This is a genomic window from Micromonospora sp. NPDC047620, assembly GCF_043205005.1.
Classification (GTDB): Bacteria; Actinomycetota; Actinomycetes; order Mycobacteriales; family Micromonosporaceae; genus Micromonospora.
This window is the reverse complement of sequence record NZ_JBIDDG010000010.1, coordinates 116665-135742: the sequence shown is the minus strand read 5'-3', so window position 1 is coordinate 135742 and position 19078 is coordinate 116665. Positions and strand designations below refer to the sequence as shown.

Here is a 19078-nt window from a genome sequence, read left to right as displayed (position 1 = left end):
GGGTTCGGCACCGTCATGTCGCCGTCCCACGGGGGAATCAGTCGTGTTCGCCGCGCTGCGCCACCGGAACTACCGGATCTGGGCCGCCGCCGGATTCGTGTCCGTCGTCGGGACCTGGATGCAGGTCCTGGGCGTGAACTGGTACGTGCTCGCCGAGACCGGCTCGGCGACGTCGATGGGCTTCACCGTCCTGCTCCAGGCCCTTCCCACGCTGCTGCTCAGCGTCTGGGGCGGGGCGCTGGCCGACCGGCTGCGCGCGAAGCCGCTGCTGATCGTCGCCCAGGCGCTCCACGCGGCCCTGGCGGCCGGGCTGGCGCTGGTCGCCGTCACCGGCGCGGGCGGCCTCCCGGCGATCTACGCGATCTCGCTGGTGACCGGCGCGGTCTCGGCCATCGAGGGCCCGGTGATGGGCCGCTGGTGCTCGACCCTGGTGGACCGGGAGAGCCTCGGCAACGCCCTGGCGCTCGGCTCGCTGACCAACTCCGCCGGCCGCATCCTCGGCATGAGCGCCGGCGCCGTCCTGGTCGCCGCCGTCGGCCCCGCGCTGCTCTTCGCGGTCAACGCCGCCAGCTTCGTCGCGGTGGTGGTGGCCCTGTTCGCCGTACGCGAGCGGGAGCTGCACGCGGGGGAGCCGGCGCCGGCCGACGCGGAGCCGGCGGACGGCGGCATCGTCGCCGGCTTCCGCTATCTGCTGCGCCAGCCGGTGGTGCTCGTCGCGCTCGCCCTGTCGTTCGTGCTCGGCAGCCTCGGCCGCAACTACCAGGTGACCATGGCGGCCATGAGCGACGGGCCGCTGGGCGGCGGTGCCTCCGGCTACGGGTTCCTCTCCACCGTCTTCGCGATCGGCACGGTGCTCGGCGCCCTCGTCGCGGCCCGGCGGCGCGAGCTGGGCTACGGGATCCTGCTCGCTGCCGGCCTGCTGGCCAGCGTGCTGCAGATCGTCGCCGGCCTGGCCCCGGGCACCCTGAGCTTCGCGGCGGTGATCCTGCCGGTCGCCGCCGCGGCCGTGGTCATCGACACCACCGTCGGCGCCCGGGCCCAGCTCGACACCGACTACGCGATGCGGGGCCGGGTGCTGGCCGCGCTGGCGGTCACCGGCTCCGTCTCCGCCGCGGTCGGCGCGCCGCTGCTCGGCTGGCTCTCCGAGCACGCGGGCCCCCGGCAGACCCTCGTGCTGGCCGGGACGGTGACGGCGATCGCCACCGTGGTGGCGGGGATCGGGCTCGACCGACTGCGTGGGCGCCCGCTGCGCCGGCGGGTCGCTCTGGCGCTGGCCGTGCCGGCGGTACGGCGTCCGGTGCGTCGGGTCGCCTCGACGGCGGCCCGCGTCGTCCGGCCGGCGTCGAGCGCGGTGCGGTCCGTCCGGCCCGTCCGGGCCGTAGCCCGGATCGTCCGACCGGCGGGAAGCGACGTCCCGGCCGGCCGCCCCGTGCTGCCCCGGCCGGCCACCGGTCGACCCCCGGCGGGCCGGGAGGCGCACGAATGCGCGGCCTGCGCGCCGCGCCGCGTCCGCCGCCGCTTCCGCCTGACCGGCACGGCACGCCCGGTGGGCCAGCCGGCCGAATGCCCCCGATCCGGCTGACCCACCGCCCCACCTGTCCACGGTGCAAGGAAGGGCCGACGCGCCCGCCTCGCCACTGTCCGGGTGTCGCCCGTGTCCGTTAGGGTCCTTGAGGACCAGGCGGGGCGACGGCGACGGGAGCAGAGGGTGGGCAGGCTCGCGTCGGCGTACGGGCAGGCGGTCGCGGCGCACCGCGCGGCCCGGTCCCACCTCGACACCGCCCGTCGGGCGCTCGCCGGGCACGCCGCCCCGGCCGTCCCGAACGGCGCGGGCGCGCTCGTCGCCCGGCTCGCCGAGCTCGGTGGCGCGCTCGCCACCCCGACCCCCGGGGCCACCCCGGTCGCCGTCGCGCCCGTCCCGGTGCGCGTCGGCGAGGCGTCCACCCCCGACGGCGCCTTCCCCGTCCTCGTGCCGCTGGGCGGCGGCCACCACCTCGCGGTCGACGCGGACGCCCGCGACCCCCGGGTGGCCGGCCTGCTGCGGGCGCTCGTGCTGCGGCTGCTCGCCACCGCCCCGCCCGGCGGGGTCCGGGTCGCCGGGATCGACACCGCCGCGCTGGGCGCCACCTTCGGGCCGCTGCGCCCGCTGGTCGACGCCGGCGTGCTCGACCCGCCCGCCACCGGCGAGGCCGAGGTGGCCGCCCTGCTCGACGCCGCCGAACGGCACGCCCGTGCCGCCCGGCACGCCGACCGCCCCGACCAGGAGCTGCTGCTGGTCGTCGCCGCGTCGACGCCGCCGCCCCGCGAGGCGGCCCGGCTCGCCGCGCTCACCCACGCCGGGCCGGCCGCCGCCGTCTGCGTCCTCGTCGCCGGCCAGCCGTCCGCCGCGTCCGCCGACACGCCGCCGCAGCTCGGCGCCACCACCACGGTCCGGCTGACCGAGCGGTACGCCCACGTCGGCGACCCGCCCGGCGCCCCGTTCAGCGTCGACGGCACCGGCCTGGCGGCCCCCGTGCTGCTCGACGGCGACCCGCCGGCCGCGTCGGTGGCGGCCCTCGCCGCCCACCTCGGCGCCGCCGCCCGGCGCGGCGACGCGGTGGGCTTCGCCGAGCTGCTGCCCCAGCGGCGGTGGGCCGAGTCGGCGGGCAACGGGCTGCGCACCGTGGTCGGCCGTGCCGGCCGGGACCGGGTCACCGTCGCCTTCGACGACGCCACCCCGCACTGGCTCGTCGGCGGGCGCACCGGCGCCGGCAAAACCGTCTTCCTGCTCGACGTCCTCTACGGGCTCGCCGCCCGCTACTCGCCCGCCGAGCTCCAGCTCTACCTGCTCGACTTCAAGGAGGGGGTGAGCTTCACCGAGTTCGTCCCCACCCCCCGCGACCCGTCCTGGCTGCCGCACGCCCGGGCGGTCGGCATCGAGTCCGACCGGGAGTACGGCGTCGCCGTCCTGCGGGAGCTGCGCCGCGAGCTGTCGCGGCGGGCCGCCGCGCTCAAGCGGCACGGCGTCACCAAGCTCGCCGACCTGCCCCGCGACACGCCGGTGCCCCGGATCGTGGCGGTGGTCGACGAGTTCCACGTGCTGCTCGCCGGCAACGACGCGCTGGCCCGCGAGTCGGTCGACCTGCTCGAGGAGCTGGCCCGCAAGGGCCGCTCGTACGGCGTGCACCTGGTCCTGGCGAGCCAGAGCATGACCGGGGTCGAGGCGCTCTACGGGCGGGCCGAGGCGATCTTCGGTCAGTTCGCGCTCCGGGTGGCGCTGCCCGGCGGCGGCGGCGTGCTCGACCCGCTGAACGAGGCCGCCCACACCCTGCCCGTCGGTTCGGCCGTGCTCAACACCGCCGCCGGGGCGGTCGGCGCCGACACCGTCGTCCGCTTCCCTGACGCGCACGCCGCCGCGGCCGAGCTGGCCGCGCTGCGGCACGAGCTGTGGCAGGCGCGGCCGGCGGGCGCGCACCCCCCGTCGGTGTTCAAGGGGTACGAGACCGCGCGCGTCGAGGACGATCCCACCTTCGCCGGGCTGCGCCCGGGCGGGCGTCGCCCGCTCGCCCTGGTCGGGCGGACGGTCGATGTGGACGGCACCTCCGCGCTGTTCATGATGGACGCCACCCCGGGTCGGCACCTGGCCGTGGTGGGCACCTCGGCCACCGGCGCGGAGGTGCTGCGGGCGGCCACCCTGAGCCTCGCCCGCCAGCACGCCCCGGGCGACGCCCGGTTCCTCCTCGCCCCGCTGGTCGCCGCCGCGGAGCCCGCCGTCGACGACACCACCGACACGCTGGTCGCCGCCGGTCACGCCGTCGACCGCCTCGACATCGCCGGCCTGCGCCGGCACGTCGCCACCCTCGCCGCCGGGCTGTCGGCCCCCACCACGCCGTCCGGCCCGACCACCTCGGCCCGGCCGGGGGGCAGTGCCGCGCCGGACACCGGCCGCACTTACCTCGTCGTGTTCGGGATGGACGCCGCCAGCGCGGCGCTCGCCGCCCCCGACCCGGAGACGTTCCGCTCCGGCCACGACGACCTGGGGGCGCTGCTGCGCCAGGGCCCCGGTCGGGGCGTGCACCTGCTCGGCTGGTGGCGGGGGCTGCGCCGGCTCGCCGACGACCTCGGCGGCGCGCACAACCGCGACGACGTCGCCTGCCTGGTGGCGCTGAACGTGCCCGGCACCGAGCTCGGGCTGCACCTCGGGGTGCACGACCTCGCGTACGCGCCCCGGCCCGACCGGGCGCTGCTGGTCGACCGGCACGACCAGCGCACCCGGCTCATCGTGCCGTTCGCCCGCGACGGGCACGGCCCGGACGGGGAGGACTGAGGCGGTGTCCGACTACTCCGAGTACGCGGCGCTGGCCCGCCAGCTCGCCGAGCGGCGTCGGGCCGGTGAACGCGGCGCCGCCGCCGAGGCCGAGCGCCGGCGCAACCTGCACGCCGCCGCGGACTACCTCCAGCACCGGCTGACCGCCCAGGGGCAGCGCCTCGACCAGCTCGGCCAGGCCATCGGCCTCCCGGCCCCCGGCGTGCCCACGCCGGCCGCCGCACCCGCGGGCCCCGTCACCGGGCCAGCCGCCGTGCCCGGCGCCGGGTCGGCCGGCGACGGCGGTCCGGGCGGCGCACCAATCAGCGGCGCCGGACCGGGGGCGGGGGAGCCCGCCGGCGCAGCCGGCGCCCCGGGGCGGCCGGGGGTCGGGGCGTATCCCCAGGTCGGGGTGGGGGAGACGAAGCTCGCGCTGCCGCCGGGGGCGGCCCCGGCGGCGGGCGGGGTGCCGGGCCCGCGCCCGGCGGAGACCGACCCGACCATCGAGCTGGAGCTGGCCCGGCGCTACGCCGACGAGTCCGACCGGCACGGGCAGCAGGCCGAGCTGCTCGCGCAACGCCCCGCGCTGCTGCCGGCCTGGTCGCCGGTGGCCCGGGCGCTCGCCGTCTACGCCGGCTGCGCGGCCGTGGCGGCGGTGCTGATGGTGGTCATGGTGCTCGCCTCCGGCGTCGGCCTGGTCGACGGGTTCACCCTCGGCGCCTGGATCTGCGCCGGCCTGCCCGCGCTGTCGTTCTTCGCCGGCTACCTGGTGCTCGGTCGCTGGGGGCGGCCGGCCATGGTCGCCGGCACCCCGCCCCGCTACGTGCACCTGGGTTTCCTGATCTGCTTCGTCGCCGTGCCGGTCGCCTACGTGGCCTATCTGCTGCTGTTCCGCCTCCTCCGCTGACCGGCCGTCGCTCCGCCGCCAGCGCGCCCGGCCGTCACCAGCGCGCCCGGCCGTCACCAGCGCGTCCGGCCCGTCGCCAGGGCGCCCGGCCCTCGGGACCGGTGGAACACGGTGGACGTCATCGGCGCCCGGAGACGGCCGTGGTGTTCCACCGGTGGTTGGTTCCGCTACGGCGCGACGTCGGTCGGCTCCGGCTCGACCACGACGACGGGGATCTCCCGGTCGGTGCCCTGCTGGTAGCGGGCGTAGGTCGGGAAGACACCGGTCATCACCTGCCACAACCGGGGCCGCTCCTCGGCGGTGGCGGTCCGCGCCCGGCCCCGGAACCGTTCGGCCCCGACCTGCACCTGCACCTCCGGGTCGGCGCACAGGTTGAGGTACCAGGCCGGGTGCCGCGCCGCACCGCCGTTCGACGCCACCAGCAGGTACCGGTCGCCGTCCCGGCCGTAGATGAGCGCCGTCCGCCGCAGCTTGCCCGACCGGCGCCCCCGGGTGGTGATCAGCAGGGCGTCGTACCCGTGGTACCTGCCGCCGTCGGCGCCGTCGGTGGCCAGGTAACGCTCCACGTGGCTGGCCACCCAGCCGACCGGACTGTCCTCGATGGTCTCCGCCATCGCAGCAGCGTAGCCGCCTCAGCGGTAGTCGGTGGTCCGCCGGACGGCGCCGAAGCGCGGGAAGATCCGCTCGACGGTGAACTCGTGCTCGTCGGCGGCGAAGCCGGACATGGCGTCGGCCACGAACTCCAGCTCGTAGCCGTGGTCGCTGGCCGCGCGGGCGGTCGACTCGACGCCCATCGTGGTCACCAGCCCGGCCAGCACCACGGTGTCGACCCCGCGCCGGCGCAGCTGCTCGTGCAGGTCGGTGCCGTGGAACGCGCCGACGGTGCGCTTGACGACCACGACGTCCCCCGGCTCGACCAGCCCCTCGGCGAAGTCGCTGCCCGGCGGCTGCTCGGCCACCCCGGGCCGCTCGACCCGGACCTGGACCACCGGCCGGCCCTCGGCGCGGAACACGGCGGCGAGCCGGCGGCAGCGGTCGAGGACATCCTCGCCACGGTGCGGGGCCAACTCCAGCGCGATGATCCGGGGCATCAGGTCGATGAGCACGAGGGCCGTCGTCACGAAGATGATCATAGCTGGCGGGGCGTGGTTGGCGGCCTCGTCGCCGCCGTGCGGGAGCGCTCGATCGGCAAGCCGCGCGAATTGCCGGTTCGTGCGTACGGCGCGACAAGACCTCAACGGCGGCGACGACACCCCCGGCGCGGTCCGCTGGACCACGGTCCGGACGTGGCAGGACGAGCTGGTCCGGCCGGTCGACAACGCCTCGCTCGCCGACGGCGCGACCAACGTGCTGATCCAGGCGGCGTGCCCGCTGCGGGTCGTCGGGCACCTCGGGCTCGTGCTCGACGGCACCACGTACACCGTGGTCCGGCAGGCGCTGCGCGACGCCCCGATCCGCCCGGACTGCCTCGCCCTTTGACGTCCTCCCCGCCATGAATGGCGGGCCGGGTGGGGGAAAGGGCGCAGCGGGGCGACAACCGGGCCGGGGCGTGGGCGGAGTTGACCGGAGCGCCCGTGCGGGCCGCCCGCACGTGCGACGCTGGGCCCGTGCCGGTCGGTGTCGACCACGGGTCGCCGCGCGGCGCGACGCGGGAGGGAGCGCCCATGACGGGAGTGCCGCAGGTCGACTTCGCGCTCGACACGTACGAGTGCATCGTGCTGTATCCCGGCGCGGCCGGGCGGGCGCTGCCGGCGGAGACGGTGCAGCGGTTGCAGGCCGAGCACCTCGCGCACATGCAGGCCCTCCAGCGGCGGGGGATCATCCTGGTCGCCGGCTCGGTGGACGGCCAGGCCCGCGAGCCGGACCCGCCGATCGGCTTCGGTCTGGCCCGGACCGGTTCGGTGGACGACGTGCGCAGCGTGATGGAGGCCGACCCGGCGGTGCAGGCGGGGCTCTACCGGGTGGACGTGATGACCTTCCTCTGCCCGGCGGGCTCGCTGGAGTTCCCACTGGTCAAGACGCAGACCTGAGCGGTTCCGCCGGACGCCCGGCGCACCGTGGCGCGCGGCGCGGGCCGCCGTCCCGGCGTGCACCGCCGGGCCTCCCGCGGCGGTCCGCCCCGGCGCGCGAGCGACCCGGGCGGGCACCTGCGACCGTGGAACGGCATCGGCACCGTCACGCCGGCACCCTCCGGCGCCATCAGCAGAACCCGTCGGATCGGCCGGGGGAGCGGGTCGGGCGTGCGGGCCAGGCCGCCAGGGGTCGGGCGGGGCGGGTGTGCGGGTAGGGCCGGGCGGGCGTCCGCGCGGCGCGGCGGGTGTGCGGCCAGGGCGCGGCACGGCGTGGACCGGCCATCGACGGCGGGCCCGCCGGCCGGGAGCACCCCGGTGCCCGGTGGCGCCGGGGGCGTACGATTCCGGCGCGCGGTCGCCGTTGCCCGCCGTCTCAACGTTCCGGCGTGGGTTCCGCCCGCCGGCTGCGCGCGTGACGCGCGTCGTTGGACAATTTTCCGCAGCCCGCGAGGGGTCGGCCCGCAGTCCGACCCGGAGGAGAGACTAGCCTGATGGGCGTGACACGCCGCGCGAAGATCGTCTGCACTCTTGGTCCTGCCACCTCGTCCCCGGAGCGGATCCGGGGGCTCGTCGAGGCCGGCATGAACGTGGCCAGACTCAACTTCAGCCACGGCAGCCACTCCGACCACGAGGCGGTGTACCGGCTGGTGCGCGAGGCCGCAGAGGCGGCCGGACGCCCGGTGGCCGTGCTCGCCGACCTCCAGGGCCCGAAGATCCGGCTCGGCCGGTTCGCCGACGGCCCGCACGAGTGGCGCACCGGCGACTCGGTCGTGATCACCGGCGACGACGTCCTCGGCACCAAGGACCGGGTCTCCTGCACCTACCGGAAGCTTCCGCAGGAGGTCAAGCCCGGCGACCGGCTGCTGATCGACGACGGCCGGGTCGCCGTCGAGGTCACCGACGTCACCGGCAACGACATCCGCTGCCTGGTCACCGAGGGTGGCCCGGTCTCCAACAACAAGGGCGTCTCGCTGCCCAACGTGGCGGTCAGCGTCCCCGCGTTGTCCGAGAAGGACGCCGAGGACCTGCGCTTCGCCCTCGGTCTCGGCGTCGACCTGATCGCGCTCTCCTTCGTCCGCTCCGCCGACGACATCAAGCTGGTGCACGGCATCATGGCCGAGGTCGGGGTGCACCGCCCCGTGCTGGCCAAGGTCGAGAAGCCCGAGGCCGTCGACTGCCTGGAGCAGATCGTGCTGGCCTTCGACGGCGTCATGGTCGCCCGCGGCGACCTCGGCGTGGAGCTGCCGCTCGACCAGGTCCCGCTGGTGCAGAAGCGCGCCGTGCAGCTCTGCCGGGAGAACGCCAAGCCGGTCATCGTGGCCACCCAGATGCTCGACTCGATGATCGAGAATTCGCGCCCGACCCGCGCCGAGGCCTCCGACGTGGCCAACGCCGTGCTCGACGGGGCGGACGCCGTGATGCTCTCCGGCGAGACCAGCGTCGGCAAGTACCCGGTGCTCACCGTCAGCACCATGGCGAAGATCGTCACCACCACCGAGTCCGGCTCGATCGGGGTGCCGCGTCTCCAGCACGACCCGCGTACGCATGGCGGCGCGCTCACCGTCGGCGCGTCCTCGATCGCCCGGGCCATCGGCGCGAAGGCCCTGGTGGCGTTCTCGCAGACCGGCGACACCGTGCGGCGGCTGTCCCGGCTGCACTGCGACCTGCCGCTGCTCGCGTTCACCCCGGTGCCCGAGGTGCGCAACCAGCTCGCCCTCTCCTGGGGCGTGGAGACCTTCCTGATGCCGTTCGTCGAGCACACCGACGACATGTTCCGCCAGGTCGACCAGGCGCTGCTCGGGCTCAACCGGGCCAACCCCGGCGACCACGTGGTGATCGTCGCCGGTAGCCCGCCCGGCACCCCCGGCTCGACCAACACGCTGCGCGTACACCAGCTCGGGTCGTTGGTCGACGCCGCGTCCGCGCGAGCGCTCCAGTGAGCGCTGGGGAGGTCGCGGTCGGCCAGGCCGCGGTCGACCAGCTCCTCGAGGTGCTCGACCTGGAGCACACCGGCGAGATGACCTTCCGGGGGATGAGCCCGCCGGTCGGCCCCCAGCGGGTGTACGGCGGCCAGGTCGCCGGCCAGGCCCTGGTGGCCGCCGGCCGGACGGTCGACCCGGCGCGCTTCGTGCACTCCCTGCACGGCTACTTCGTGCGCGCCGGCGACCCGAGCGAGCCGATCGCGTACGAGGTGGAGAACATCCGCGACGGCCGCTCCTTCTCGGTACGCCGCTCCGTGGCGCTCCAGCACGGCAAGCCGATCTTCTTCATGTCGGCGTCGTTCCACCGCCCGGAGGAGGGCCTGGACCACCACGCGCCCACGCCGCCCGACGTGCCGGGGCCGGACGAGGTCCCGACGATGACCGACCGCCTCTCCCGCTACCCGGAGCGGCTTGGCATCTGGGCGCAGATCCCGCGCCCGATCGACGTGCGCTACGTGGGCGAGCCCGGTTGGGTGCGCCCCGGCGATCGGCCGGCCGACCCGCACCAGCGGGTCTGGATGCGCATCGACGGCAAGCTGCCCGACGATCCGCTGCTGCACGCCTGCGCGCTGACGTACGCCTCCGACCTGACCCTGCTCGACTCGGTGCTGTCGGTGCACGGCGAGGTCTGGGGCCCAGGCGGGGTGGTGGGGGCCAGCCTCGACCACGCGCTGTGGTTCCACCGGCCGTTCCGCGCCGACGAGTGGTTCCTCTACGACTGCTGGAGCCCGTCCGCCTCCGGCGCGCGGGGGCTCGCCACGGGTCGCCTGTTCACCACGGACGGCCGACACATCGCCAGTGCCGTGCAGGAAGGGCTGCTGCGCCGCGTCGGTGAGTGACGCCGAGCCGGGGCGGCACATCGCCGTCGGCCGATCGGCCGAGGGGTGATCGGTCGGCCGGGGTGACCAGCGGGTTAATCTTGCCGGCATGCGCCTCTCCGCCCGGGTCGACTACGCCCTCCGCGCGGTCGCCGAGCTCGCCTCGGTGACCGGTGGCGCCGGGGCCGGGCGAGGTCGGCCGGTGACCGCCGAGCAGATCGCCCGCGCCCAGGAGATCCCGCCGAAGTTCCTGGAGAGCATCCTGCTGCAACTGCGCCGCGGCGGCATCGTGCACGCCCAGCGCGGCCCCGAGGGCGGCTACTGGCTGGCGCGGCCGGGCGGGGAGATCTCGCTGGCCGAGGTGATCCGGGTGATCGACGGCCCGCTCGCGCACGTACGCGGGCAGCGGCCCGAGGAACTCGGCTACCACGGCGCCGCCCGGTCCCTCCAGGAGGTCTGGATCGCCCTGCGGGCCAGCGAACGCCAGATCCTGGAGCTGGTCACCGTCGCCGACGTGGCCGCCGGCACCCTGCCCGAGCGGGTCACGGAGCTGGCCGCCGACCCCCGCGCCTGGACCTGACCCGGGCCGAGCCCGCCGGCGCAGCAGCTCGCGCGTCGGCGGTCGACGCGTCGCCCCGCCGCCCGGACCGGCGTCACCGCCGTCCCTGTCGCCGGTCCGGCTTCACCGTCGTCCCGGTCGCCGGACCGGCGCCACTGTCGTCTCACTGACCGGTCGGAGTCTTGACCCCGGCACCCCGCGTGCCGCATTGTCGACCAAGTCGATAGGAGATGCCGAAAAGTCAGGGGGCGCTCGTGCGCAAGCTGCTGGTCCTCGCACTGGTCGGGCTCGCCGCGCAACTCGTCGACGGCGCGCTCGGCATGGCGTACGGGCTGACCTCCTCCACGCTGCTGCTGCTCGTGGGCGTCGCCCCGGCCGCCGCGTCGGCGTCGGTGCACCTGGCCGAGATCGGCACCACGCTCGCCGCCGGGGTGGCGCACTGGCGGTTCGGCAACGTCGACTGGCGGGTGGTGGCCCGGATCGCGGTCCCCGGCGCGGTCGGCGCGTTCGCCGGCGCGACCTTCCTCAGCGCGATCTCCACCGAGTCGGCGGCCCCGTGGATGGCCGGCATCCTGTTCACGCTCGGCGCGTACCTGCTGGTGCGCTTCTCCCGACCGCTGCGCACCGACCGGCGGGCCGGTCGGCTGCGGGGGCGCTTCCTCGGCCCGCTCGGCCTGGTCGCCGGCTTCGTCGACGCCACGGGCGGCGGCGGGTGGGGGCCGGTCGCCACGCCGGCCCTGCTGGTCAGCGGCCGGCTGGAGCCCCGCAGGGTGATCGGCTCGGTGGACACGGCCGAGTTCGTGGTTGCCGGCGCCGCCAGCATCGGCTTCCTCATCGGCCTCGGCGCGGAGGGCTTCCTGCTGCCCATGGTGGCCGCGCTGCTCGTCGGTGGCCTGATCGCCGCGCCGGTCGCCGCCTGGCTGGTCCGGATCGTCCCCGCCCAACTGCTCGGCGCGGCGATCGGCGGCGTGATCGTGTTGACCAACGCCCGCACGCTGATGCGCTCGGCCGACCTCGGCGGCCCCGCCCGACCGGCGGTCTACGCGCTGCTCGCCGCCGCCTGGGTCGCCGCCCTGGCGCTGGCCGTCCGGGCGCTGCTGCGGACCCGCCGGGAGCGGGCCGTCGCCGCGGCGGCCCTCGCCGCGACCCCGGTCCCGGCCCCGGCGTCCATCTCCGGCACGAGCACCCGGATCCCGGTGTCGACCGCCGGCACGGCCGACCCGCGCTAGCGGGGGAGTGCTGGGTCAGTCGGGCAGGAGGGCGGTCGCGGCGTCGCGGAGCAGCGACCACGCCTCGTCGACGTGGGCCTCGGTGGTCTGCGGCGAGCCGACGGCCAGGCGCAGCGTGTGCCGGCCGTTCACCCGGGTGTGCGTCAGGTGCACCCGACCCGTGGCGTTGACCCGGGCCAGCAGCTCCGCGTTGACCTCGTCGTCGGCGCGCAGCCGGAAGCAGACCAGCGAGTACGGGTGCGCCCCCACCAGCGCGAACCGGTCGTCGGCGCGGACCCGCTCGGCGAACCGGGCGGCGAGCGCCACCCCGGACCGGATGTGCGCCCGCAGCCCCTCGGCGCCGTACCAGCGCAGCACGAACCAGAGCTTCAACGCCCGGAACCGGCGGCCCAGCGGCACCTGCCAGTCCCGGTAGTCGATCACCGCGCCGGACTCGGTGGCGGCGTTGCGCAGGTACTCCGGCAGCACGGTCAGCGCCTCGATCAGCTCCGCGCTGTCGGCGACCCAGAACGCGTCGCAGTCGAAGCCGGTGAGCAGCCACTTGTGCGGGTCGAAACAGTACGAATCGGCGTACTCCAGGCCGGCGTGCCCGAACCGCAGCTCCGGGCAGACCGCCGCCGCCCCCGCGTACGCGGCGTCGACGTGCAGGAAGACGCCGTACTCGGCGCAGATCGCGCCGATCTCCGGCAGCGGGTCGATCGCGGTCGTGGACGTGGTCCCGACGGTGGCCACCACGAGGGCCGGTACCACGCCGGCGGCCCGGTCCGCCTCGATCGCCGCGCGCAGCGCCGCCGGGGACATCGCCTGCGTCTCGGGGTCCACCTCGATCGGTCGTACGCCGTCGGCGCCCAGCCCGGCGATCCGCGCGGCCTTCTCGATCGAGGAGTGGCCCTGGGTGGACGTGTAGGCGCGGTATCGGCGGTCGACGCCGACCTCGCGCCACCGGCCGCCGCCGGCCCGGTGCAGCGCGACGAGGGTCGCCACCAGCGTCGCCGAGGACGCGGAGTCCTGGATAACCCCGCCGCCGCCGGAGCCGGCGCGGAACCGCTTCGGCAGCTCCAGCAGGTCGGCGAGCCAGTCCAGCATCACCGTCTCCAGTTCGGTGCACGCGGGCCCGGTGGCCCAGAGCATGCCCTGCACGCCCAGCCCCGAGCTGACCAGGTCGCCCAGCACACTGGGCCCGGAGGTGTTGGCCGGGAAGTAGCCGAAGAAACCGGGGTGCTGCCAGTGGGTCAGGTGCGGGGCGATCAGCGTGTCCAGGTCGGCGAGGATGGCCGCCACGGGCTCGCCGTGCTCGGGCGGGCCGGCCGGCAGCCCGGCGGCCACCGCGCCGGGCGGGTCCTGCGACGTCACCGGGCGCTGCCCCACCGTCGCCCAGTAGTCGGCGATCCAGTCCACCACCGCGTGCCCGGCGCGTCGGAACTCGTCCGGGGTCATGTGCTCAGCCACGCCCTGAGTTGATCAATAATCCGGGCCGGCGGCAAGGAAACGGCGGATCGCATCGAGACGCGGCGCTGCCGGCGCTCGCCCGCCCGGCGCCGGGGCGGGAGCGGGACAGGCCGGGGGCGTGGCGGCAGGACAGGCCGGGGCGTGGGGCAGCCCGGGGGCGTGGCGGCAGGACAGGCCGGGCCGTCGCGCAGGACGGGCCGGGGGCGTGGGGGCAGGCACCGGGCCGCCGCCGCGGAATCCGCACAGCCGCGGCCCGGTGCCCCACACCGCGGCATCCCCGACCCGTCCCGACCGGGGATGCCGTACCACCACCGGGGACAAACCTAGGCGGCCCGCGCGTCTCCCCGGTGACGGCGACGTGAAGATCGTGTTTCAGCCGTCCCGGCGCAGGCCACCGGCCACCTTCGCCGCGATCAGCTCGTACGAGCGCACCCGGTCGGCCACGTCGTACACCAGCGTGGTCAGCATCAGCTCGTCCGCGCCGGTACGCGCCAGCAGCTCGCCGAGCTGCCGCCGCACGGTCTCCGGCGAGCCCATCGCCTGGCCCTCCCGGCGCTGCCGCACGAACTCCCGCTCGACCTCCGTGTACGGGTACGCCGCCGCCTCGTCCGGCGTGGCCAGGGGCCCCGGTCGACCCGAGCGCAGCCGCAGCAGCGACAGCGCGCTCGGCCCCGCCAGCCACGCCGCCCGCTCGTCCGTGTCCGCGCAGACCGCGTTGACCGCCACCATCGCGTACGGCTCGGCCAGCCACGTCGACGGCCGGAAGCTCTGCCGGTACAGCGCCAGGGCGGGCAGCGTGTGCTGCGAGCTGAAGTGGTGCGCGAACGAGAACGGCAGCCCCAGCATCCCCGCCAGCTGGGCGCTGAACCCGCTGGAGCCGAGCAGCCAGATCGCCGGCTGCTGCCCGCGACCGGGGGTGGCCGTGATCGGCCCCGGCCGCTCGCCGGTGAAGTAGTTCATCAGGTCCGCCAGCTCCCGGGGGAAGCCCTCCGCCGACAGCCCCTCCATGGTTCGGCGCAGCGCCAGCGCGGTCACCTGGTCGGTGCCCGGGGCGCGGCCGATGCCCAGGTCGATCCGGCCCGGGTGCAGCGCGTCGAGGGTGCCGAACTGCTCGGCCACCACCAGCGGCGCGTGGTTGGGCAGCATCACCCCGCCCGAGCCCAGCCGGATCGTCGACGTGTGCGCCGCCAGGTGCGCGAGCAGCACGGCCGGGGCGGAACTCGCGATCCCCGGCATGTTGTGGTGCTCGGCCACCCAGAACCGGTGGTATCCCAGTTCCTCGGTGCGGCGGGCCAGCTCGGTGGTGTGCCGCAGGGCCTCGCCGGCCGTGGCGCCGGCCGCGACCGGGGCAAGGTCAAGAACAGACAGCGGTACGTTGATCACACGGCTGGCCAACCCGCCCGGCCCCCGAATTGTTCCCCGGGGCAACCAAGCTCACGCGGCGCCTCGCGCCGGGTGCTCAGCCCAGGCCGCGGGCCTGTTCGAAGATCAGGCTCGTCTGGGTGTGCAGCACCGCCGGGTCCACCGCCAGGTGGTCCAGCACGAAGTCGCGCAGCGCGTCCGCCGAGGCGGCCCGTACGTGCAGCACGTAGTCCTCCGCGCCCGCCACGTGGAACACCGACACCACCCCCGGCAGCCGCACCGACCGGGCCCGGAACGCGTCCACCGCCGCCCGCTCGTGCGCGGTCAGCCGCACCGACACCAGCGCCTGCAACGGCAGCCCCACCGCCGCCGGATCCACCTCCGCGTGGAATCCGCGGATCGCCCCGCACTCGCGCAGCGCGCGGGTGCGGGTCAGGCACGTCGAGGGGGCCACCCCGACCCGCTCGGCGAGGGCGTTGTTCGGCAGCCGGCCGTCCGCGGCCAGCTCGGACAGGATCGCCCGATCGGTGTCGTCCAGGGCCGCGAACCGCCGCACATCGTTCGTCGCAAGGGGCATGGAGACATCCTCCGTCGAATCACCGCACCAATCAAAGGAATCTAGCCGAATCATCTTCGGAACTATTGCCCACTGCTGGCTCTATGTTCGATCCTTCCGGCATGACGACCGTGGACACCCGAGCCGTGCACGCCGGCCGCGACGACCTCGCCGCCCTCGGCGTCCACGTGCCGCCCATCGACCTCTCCACCACCAACCCCCTGCCGTCCGTCGACGCCGGCGGCGACGCGTACGAGACCCTCGCCACCGGGGGCACGCTCCCCGCCGGCGGCAGCGCCGTCTACCAGCGCCTGTGGAACCCCACCGTCGCCCGCTTCGAGACCGCCCTCGCCAACCTCGAAGGCACCGGCGACGCCGTCGCCTTCGCCAGCGGCATGGCCGCCCTCACCGCCACGCTGCTCGCCGCCACCCGGGACGGGAAGCGTCACCTCGTCGCCGTCCGCCCGCTCTACGGCGGCACCGACCACGTGCTCGCCACCGGCCTGCTCGGCACCACCGTCACCTGGGCCAGCGCGGGCGAGGTCGCCGCCGCCGTCCGCCCCGACACCGCCCTGGTGATCGCCGAGACCCCGGCCAACCCCACCCTCGACCTGGTCGACATCGCCGCCCTCGCGCGGGCCGCCGGCGACGTCCCGCTGCTCGTGGACAACACCGTCGCCACCCCCGTGCTCCAGCAGCCCACCCGGCACGGCGCCGCCCTCGTGCTGCACAGCGCCACCAAGAGCATCGGCGGACACGGCGACGTGCTCGCCGGAGTCGTCGCCTGCGACGCCGACTGGGCCGCCCGGCTGCGCCAGGTCCGCGCGCTCACCGGCGCGATCCTGCACCCCCTCGGCGCGTACCTGCTGCACCGCGGCCTGCAGACCCTGCCGGTGCGGGTCCGCGCCCAGCAGGCCGGCGCGGAGAAACTCGCCGCCTGGCTCGCCGCCCACCCCGCCGTCACGCGGGTGCACCACCCGTCGCTGCACGACCCGGCCGGGCTCGTCGGCCGGCAGATGACCGGCCCCGGCAGTCTCCTCGCCTTCGAGGTACGCGGCGGCGCGCCCGCCGCGGCCGCCGTCGCCGACGGCTGCCGGCTGATCACCCACGCCGTGTCGCTCGGTGGGGTCGACACGCTCATCCAGCACCCGGCCTCGCTGACCCACCGGCCCGTCGAGGAGGAGGCCAAGCCGGTCGCCGGGCTGCTGCGCGTCTCCGTCGGCCTGGAGGACCCGGACGACCTGCGCGCGGACCTGGCGCGGGCGCTCGCCGAACTCGGCTGAGCCTTGTCCGCGAGCACGGCCTTCATCGTGTCGTCGCAGAGGTCGACCAGATCGGGCCACGCATCGGCGCTGTAGATTCGTGGGACCGGCACCCCGTGGGTGGTGACCAGACGGCCGTCGCCGAGGTGGCGGCCCCGTAGGTAGGAGCAGGCCGCCGGGTCGGTCGGATAGCCGACATCAGGCGAGCAGCGGAAGCAGCGGCGGCGGTGCAGGTCGTGAGCGGTCCGGGCCGGTCGACGCGCCAGCACCAGACGGTGGTGCGGGGCCAGCCCGCGGGCAACCGGATGTTGTCGCCTCGGGCGCGGAGGGCGCGGGCACGGCCCGCATCTCGGGCGGGCGCACCCGCGCATCATGGAACAGCTGTGTGACAGGAGTGCCGGGAGCGGGATTCGAACCCGCAAGCCCTTTCGGGCAGAAGTGTTTGAGACTTCCGTGTATGCCGTTCCACCATCCCGGCGAGTGCCGCTTACTGTACCCGACTACGCTCGTGCGGGAGCATGGGTGGTAGCCGTGCCGGGAACAATGGTGGGAGTGGCTCGTGGCCGAGACGCAGACGGACGTCGAGCGCAGGCGCGTTCTGATCGCCGAGGACGAGGCGCTCATTCGGCTGGACCTCGCCGAGATGCTGGTCGAAGAGGGCTACGAGGTGGTCGGGGAGGCCGGTGACGGCGAGACCGCCGTCCGGCTCGCCGAGGAGCTCAAGCCCGATCTGGTCATCCTCGACATCAAGATGCCGATCATGGACGGGCTCGCCGCCGCCGAGCGGATCGCGGGCGCCCGGATCGCCCCGGTGATCATCCTGACCGCGTTCAGCCAGCGCGACCTGGTGGAGCGGGCCCGGGCGGCCGGCGCGATGGCGTACCTCGTGAAGCCCTTCCAGAAGAGCGACCTGGTGCCGGCGGTGGAGATCGCGCTGTCGCGCTACTCCGAGATCGCCGCGCTCGAGTCGGAGGTCGCCGGGCTGACCGACCGGCTGGAGATCCGCAAGACGGTGGAGCGGGCCAAGGGCGCGCTGATGACGACCTACGGGATGACCGAGCCGCAGGCGTTCAAGTGGATCCAGCGCACGGCGATGGACCACCGGATGACCATGAAGGAGGTCGCCGAGCGGATCCTCGCCGAGACCGCCGGCGGCGAGGTCGCGCAGCCCACCTCCTGACCCGGGGCGCGACACGCCGGGCCGCTCGGATCCCGCGCCGGGCCCTCCGTCGCGGTCGGCCGGATGGGCCCGGGAGCGACGCACCGGGACGGCGCGACACGCCGGGGCCGTGCGACGGGGGCTCCCCGCCGGGCCAGCCGATCGATAACATCTGATCCCATGTGGACCCCCCGGCGGCTGGTGGCGGTGCTCGGTGTCGTCGCCGTGCTGCTGGCCGGCTGCGGCCGGGCCCCGGCGGAGCCCGCCGCCGAGCCGCTGCGCCCGGCGTGGCAGCCGCTGACCCTGCCCGCGCCGCCGGGCGCGGCCGGTCGGCCGCTGTTGCGCGACGCCGTGGCCTGCGCCGGCCGGTGGTACGTGGTGGGTGGGCTGGCCGACGCGGCGGGGGAGACACGGCCGGCGGCCTGGAGCAGCGCCGACGGCGCGGCGTGGTCGGCGCTGCCGGTGGCGGCGTCGACCTTCTACGGCCGCCAGCACGTGCTCTACGCGGCCGCCTGCCGGGACGGGCGGGTGGCGGCGCTCGGGGCGAAGAACGGCGGCGTGCACGGCAATCCCCGCACGGGCACCTGGGCGCAGGCCCCGGACGGCGCGCTGCGGGAGGTGCCGGCCCCCTTCGAGCTGTACGCGGGGCCGCGGGCGGTGAGCGTGACCCGGTTGGCCGCCGGGCCGGCCGGTTGGCTGATCGCGGGGGCCCGGGTCGACGGCGCGGCGGTCTGGACGTCCCCCGACGGCGAGCGGTTCACCATCCGGGAGGGCGTGCCGGTGCTCGCCAGCGACGGGCGCGGCCGGACGGTGGCGTACGACGCGGTGGCCGTGCCGTCGGGCTGGTGGGTGGTGGGGGCGGTGCTGCCGCCGGGCGCGACCGCGCTGGCGCCCCTGGCGTGGGCCTCGGCGGACGGCCGTGCCTGGCGGCGGGTGGCGTTGCCGGCGGCCGACGGGCGCGGCCAGGCGCAGCGGGTGGCCTCGGCGGGCGACGGCGGGCTGGTGACGGTCGGTCCGGTGCGCGAGGGGTTCGCGGCCTGGCGGCTGGCCGGGGACGAGTGGCGGCGGGTCGGCGGGTTCGGCGCGCCGGGGCCGGGGGTGTCGTCGGTCGACGGTCTGGTGCCGGCCGGGCGTGCTCTGGTGGCGGTGACCGGGGACGGCGGCGGTCACGGACTGTGGCTCTCGGTCGATTCGGGGGATTCGTGGCGGACGATGGCGATGCCTGCCGTGGTGCCCGACGGCGGCAACGCGGCGGTGGCGGTGGCGGCGCAGGGAGATCGACTGGTGTTGGTCGCCGATGACGGCCAGGCGTCGCGTGCCTGGTGGACGGGGCTGTCGGTCATGGATCGGTAGGGAGTGGGCCCTGACCTGCCCGTTACCGATGAAACGAAGGCGAGGGGCATTCATGGCCGACGGTTCTTACAGCGATCGTTTCCAA

At 75.9% G+C, this 19078-nt stretch carries 16 protein-coding genes, 1 tRNA gene and 1 pseudogene; 12 read left to right on the top strand and 6 right to left on the bottom strand.

Annotated elements, in window-relative coordinates; genetic code table 11:
* Positions 1-43: 43 nt before the first annotated feature.
* The 3 genes from ACGF5C_RS14545 to ACGF5C_RS14535 all read left to right on the top strand — a co-directional run bounded on the left by ACGF5C_RS14545 (position 44) and on the right by ACGF5C_RS14535 (position 5192).
* The gene (locus ACGF5C_RS14545; RefSeq protein ID WP_393301380.1) at positions 44-1582 is read left to right on the top strand and encodes an MFS transporter; all 1539 of its coding nucleotides are present in this window, start codon (positions 44-46) and stop codon (positions 1580-1582) included.
* A 126-nt stretch (positions 1583-1708) separates the two neighbouring features.
* Complete coding sequence (locus ACGF5C_RS14540) at positions 1709-4306, top strand: FtsK/SpoIIIE domain-containing protein (RefSeq protein ID WP_393301377.1); 2598 nt, start codon at positions 1709-1711, stop codon at positions 4304-4306.
* A gap of 4 nt (positions 4307-4310) precedes the next feature.
* Positions 4311-5192 carry a hypothetical protein gene (locus tag ACGF5C_RS14535; RefSeq protein WP_393301374.1) on the top strand — a complete coding sequence of 294 codons (882 nt, stop codon included), beginning with the start codon at positions 4311-4313 and terminating at the stop codon, positions 5190-5192.
* Positions 5193-5359: 167 nt separating this feature from the next.
* Here the strand turns inward: ACGF5C_RS14535 and ACGF5C_RS14530 are convergent, their stop codons facing one another.
* Positions 5360-5806 carry a nitroreductase family deazaflavin-dependent oxidoreductase gene (locus tag ACGF5C_RS14530; RefSeq protein WP_393301371.1) on the bottom strand — a complete coding sequence of 149 codons (447 nt, stop codon included), beginning with the start codon at positions 5804-5806 and terminating at the stop codon, positions 5360-5362.
* An 18-nt stretch (positions 5807-5824) separates the two neighbouring features.
* A complete protein-coding gene (locus tag ACGF5C_RS14525; RefSeq protein WP_393301368.1) occupies positions 5825-6313 on the bottom strand; it encodes an isochorismatase family protein in 489 nt (162 codons plus the stop codon).
* Between the two features lie 109 nt (positions 6314-6422).
* Between ACGF5C_RS14525 and ACGF5C_RS14520 the strand changes: the two are divergent.
* The 6 genes and pseudogenes from ACGF5C_RS14520 to ACGF5C_RS14495 form a co-directional block, all read left to right on the top strand.
* Positions 6423-6671, top strand: a pseudogene (locus ACGF5C_RS14520) (lipase); the annotation flags it as partial.
* Between the two features lie 185 nt (positions 6672-6856).
* Positions 6857-7222, top strand: coding sequence for a YciI family protein (locus tag ACGF5C_RS14515; protein WP_357701685.1), 366 nt, complete (start codon positions 6857-6859; stop codon positions 7220-7222).
* Positions 7223-7755: 533 nt separating this feature from the next.
* Complete coding sequence (gene pyk / locus ACGF5C_RS14510; RefSeq protein WP_393301365.1) at positions 7756-9204, top strand: pyruvate kinase; 1449 nt, start codon at positions 7756-7758, stop codon at positions 9202-9204.
* Complete coding sequence (locus ACGF5C_RS14505; protein ID WP_357456715.1) at positions 9201-10085, top strand: acyl-CoA thioesterase II; 885 nt, start codon at positions 9201-9203, stop codon at positions 10083-10085. Before pyk ends, ACGF5C_RS14505 begins: the two co-directional genes overlap by 4 nt.
* Before the next feature lie 88 nt (positions 10086-10173).
* Complete coding sequence (locus ACGF5C_RS14500; protein WP_350709253.1) at positions 10174-10644, top strand: Rrf2 family transcriptional regulator; 471 nt, start codon at positions 10174-10176, stop codon at positions 10642-10644.
* Positions 10645-10877: 233 nt separating this feature from the next.
* On the top strand, positions 10878-11852 hold the full coding sequence (locus tag ACGF5C_RS14495; RefSeq protein ID WP_393301361.1) for a sulfite exporter TauE/SafE family protein: 975 nt from the start codon (positions 10878-10880) through the stop codon (positions 11850-11852).
* 15 nt (positions 11853-11867) lie between these two features.
* Here ACGF5C_RS14495 and ACGF5C_RS14490 read toward each other — a convergent pair whose 3' ends face one another.
* From ACGF5C_RS14490 to ACGF5C_RS14480, 3 genes are all read right to left on the bottom strand, one after another.
* Positions 11868-13301, bottom strand: coding sequence for a pyridoxal phosphate-dependent decarboxylase family protein (locus ACGF5C_RS14490; RefSeq protein ID WP_393301358.1), 1434 nt, complete (start codon positions 13299-13301; stop codon positions 11868-11870).
* Between the two features lie 372 nt (positions 13302-13673).
* Positions 13674-14684, bottom strand: coding sequence for an LLM class flavin-dependent oxidoreductase (locus ACGF5C_RS14485; RefSeq protein ID WP_393301355.1), 1011 nt, complete (start codon positions 14682-14684; stop codon positions 13674-13676).
* 76 nt (positions 14685-14760) lie between these two features.
* A complete protein-coding gene (locus ACGF5C_RS14480) occupies positions 14761-15240 on the bottom strand; it encodes an Lrp/AsnC family transcriptional regulator (protein WP_393301352.1) in 480 nt (159 codons plus the stop codon).
* An 83-nt stretch (positions 15241-15323) separates the two neighbouring features.
* Here ACGF5C_RS14480 and ACGF5C_RS14475 point away from each other — a divergent pair, with 83 nt between their 5' ends.
* Positions 15324-16502 (top strand): trans-sulfuration enzyme family protein, encoded by a 1179-nt coding sequence (locus ACGF5C_RS14475; RefSeq protein ID WP_393301349.1) that lies wholly within the window; start codon positions 15324-15326, stop codon positions 16500-16502.
* A gap of 374 nt (positions 16503-16876) precedes the next feature.
* Here the strand turns inward: ACGF5C_RS14475 and ACGF5C_RS14470 are convergent.
* A tRNA-Leu gene (locus ACGF5C_RS14470) sits at positions 16877-16959 on the bottom strand.
* 81 nt (positions 16960-17040) lie between these two features.
* Between ACGF5C_RS14470 and ACGF5C_RS14465 the strand changes: the two genes are divergently transcribed.
* Positions 17041-17661: an ANTAR domain-containing response regulator gene (locus tag ACGF5C_RS14465; protein WP_393301346.1), complete on the top strand. Its 621-nt coding sequence runs from the start codon at positions 17041-17043 to the stop codon at positions 17659-17661.
* Between the two features lie 159 nt (positions 17662-17820).
* Positions 17821-18993: a hypothetical protein gene (locus ACGF5C_RS14460; RefSeq protein ID WP_393301343.1), complete on the top strand. Its 1173-nt coding sequence runs from the start codon at positions 17821-17823 to the stop codon at positions 18991-18993.
* The last annotated feature ends 85 nt before the right edge of the window (positions 18994-19078 follow it).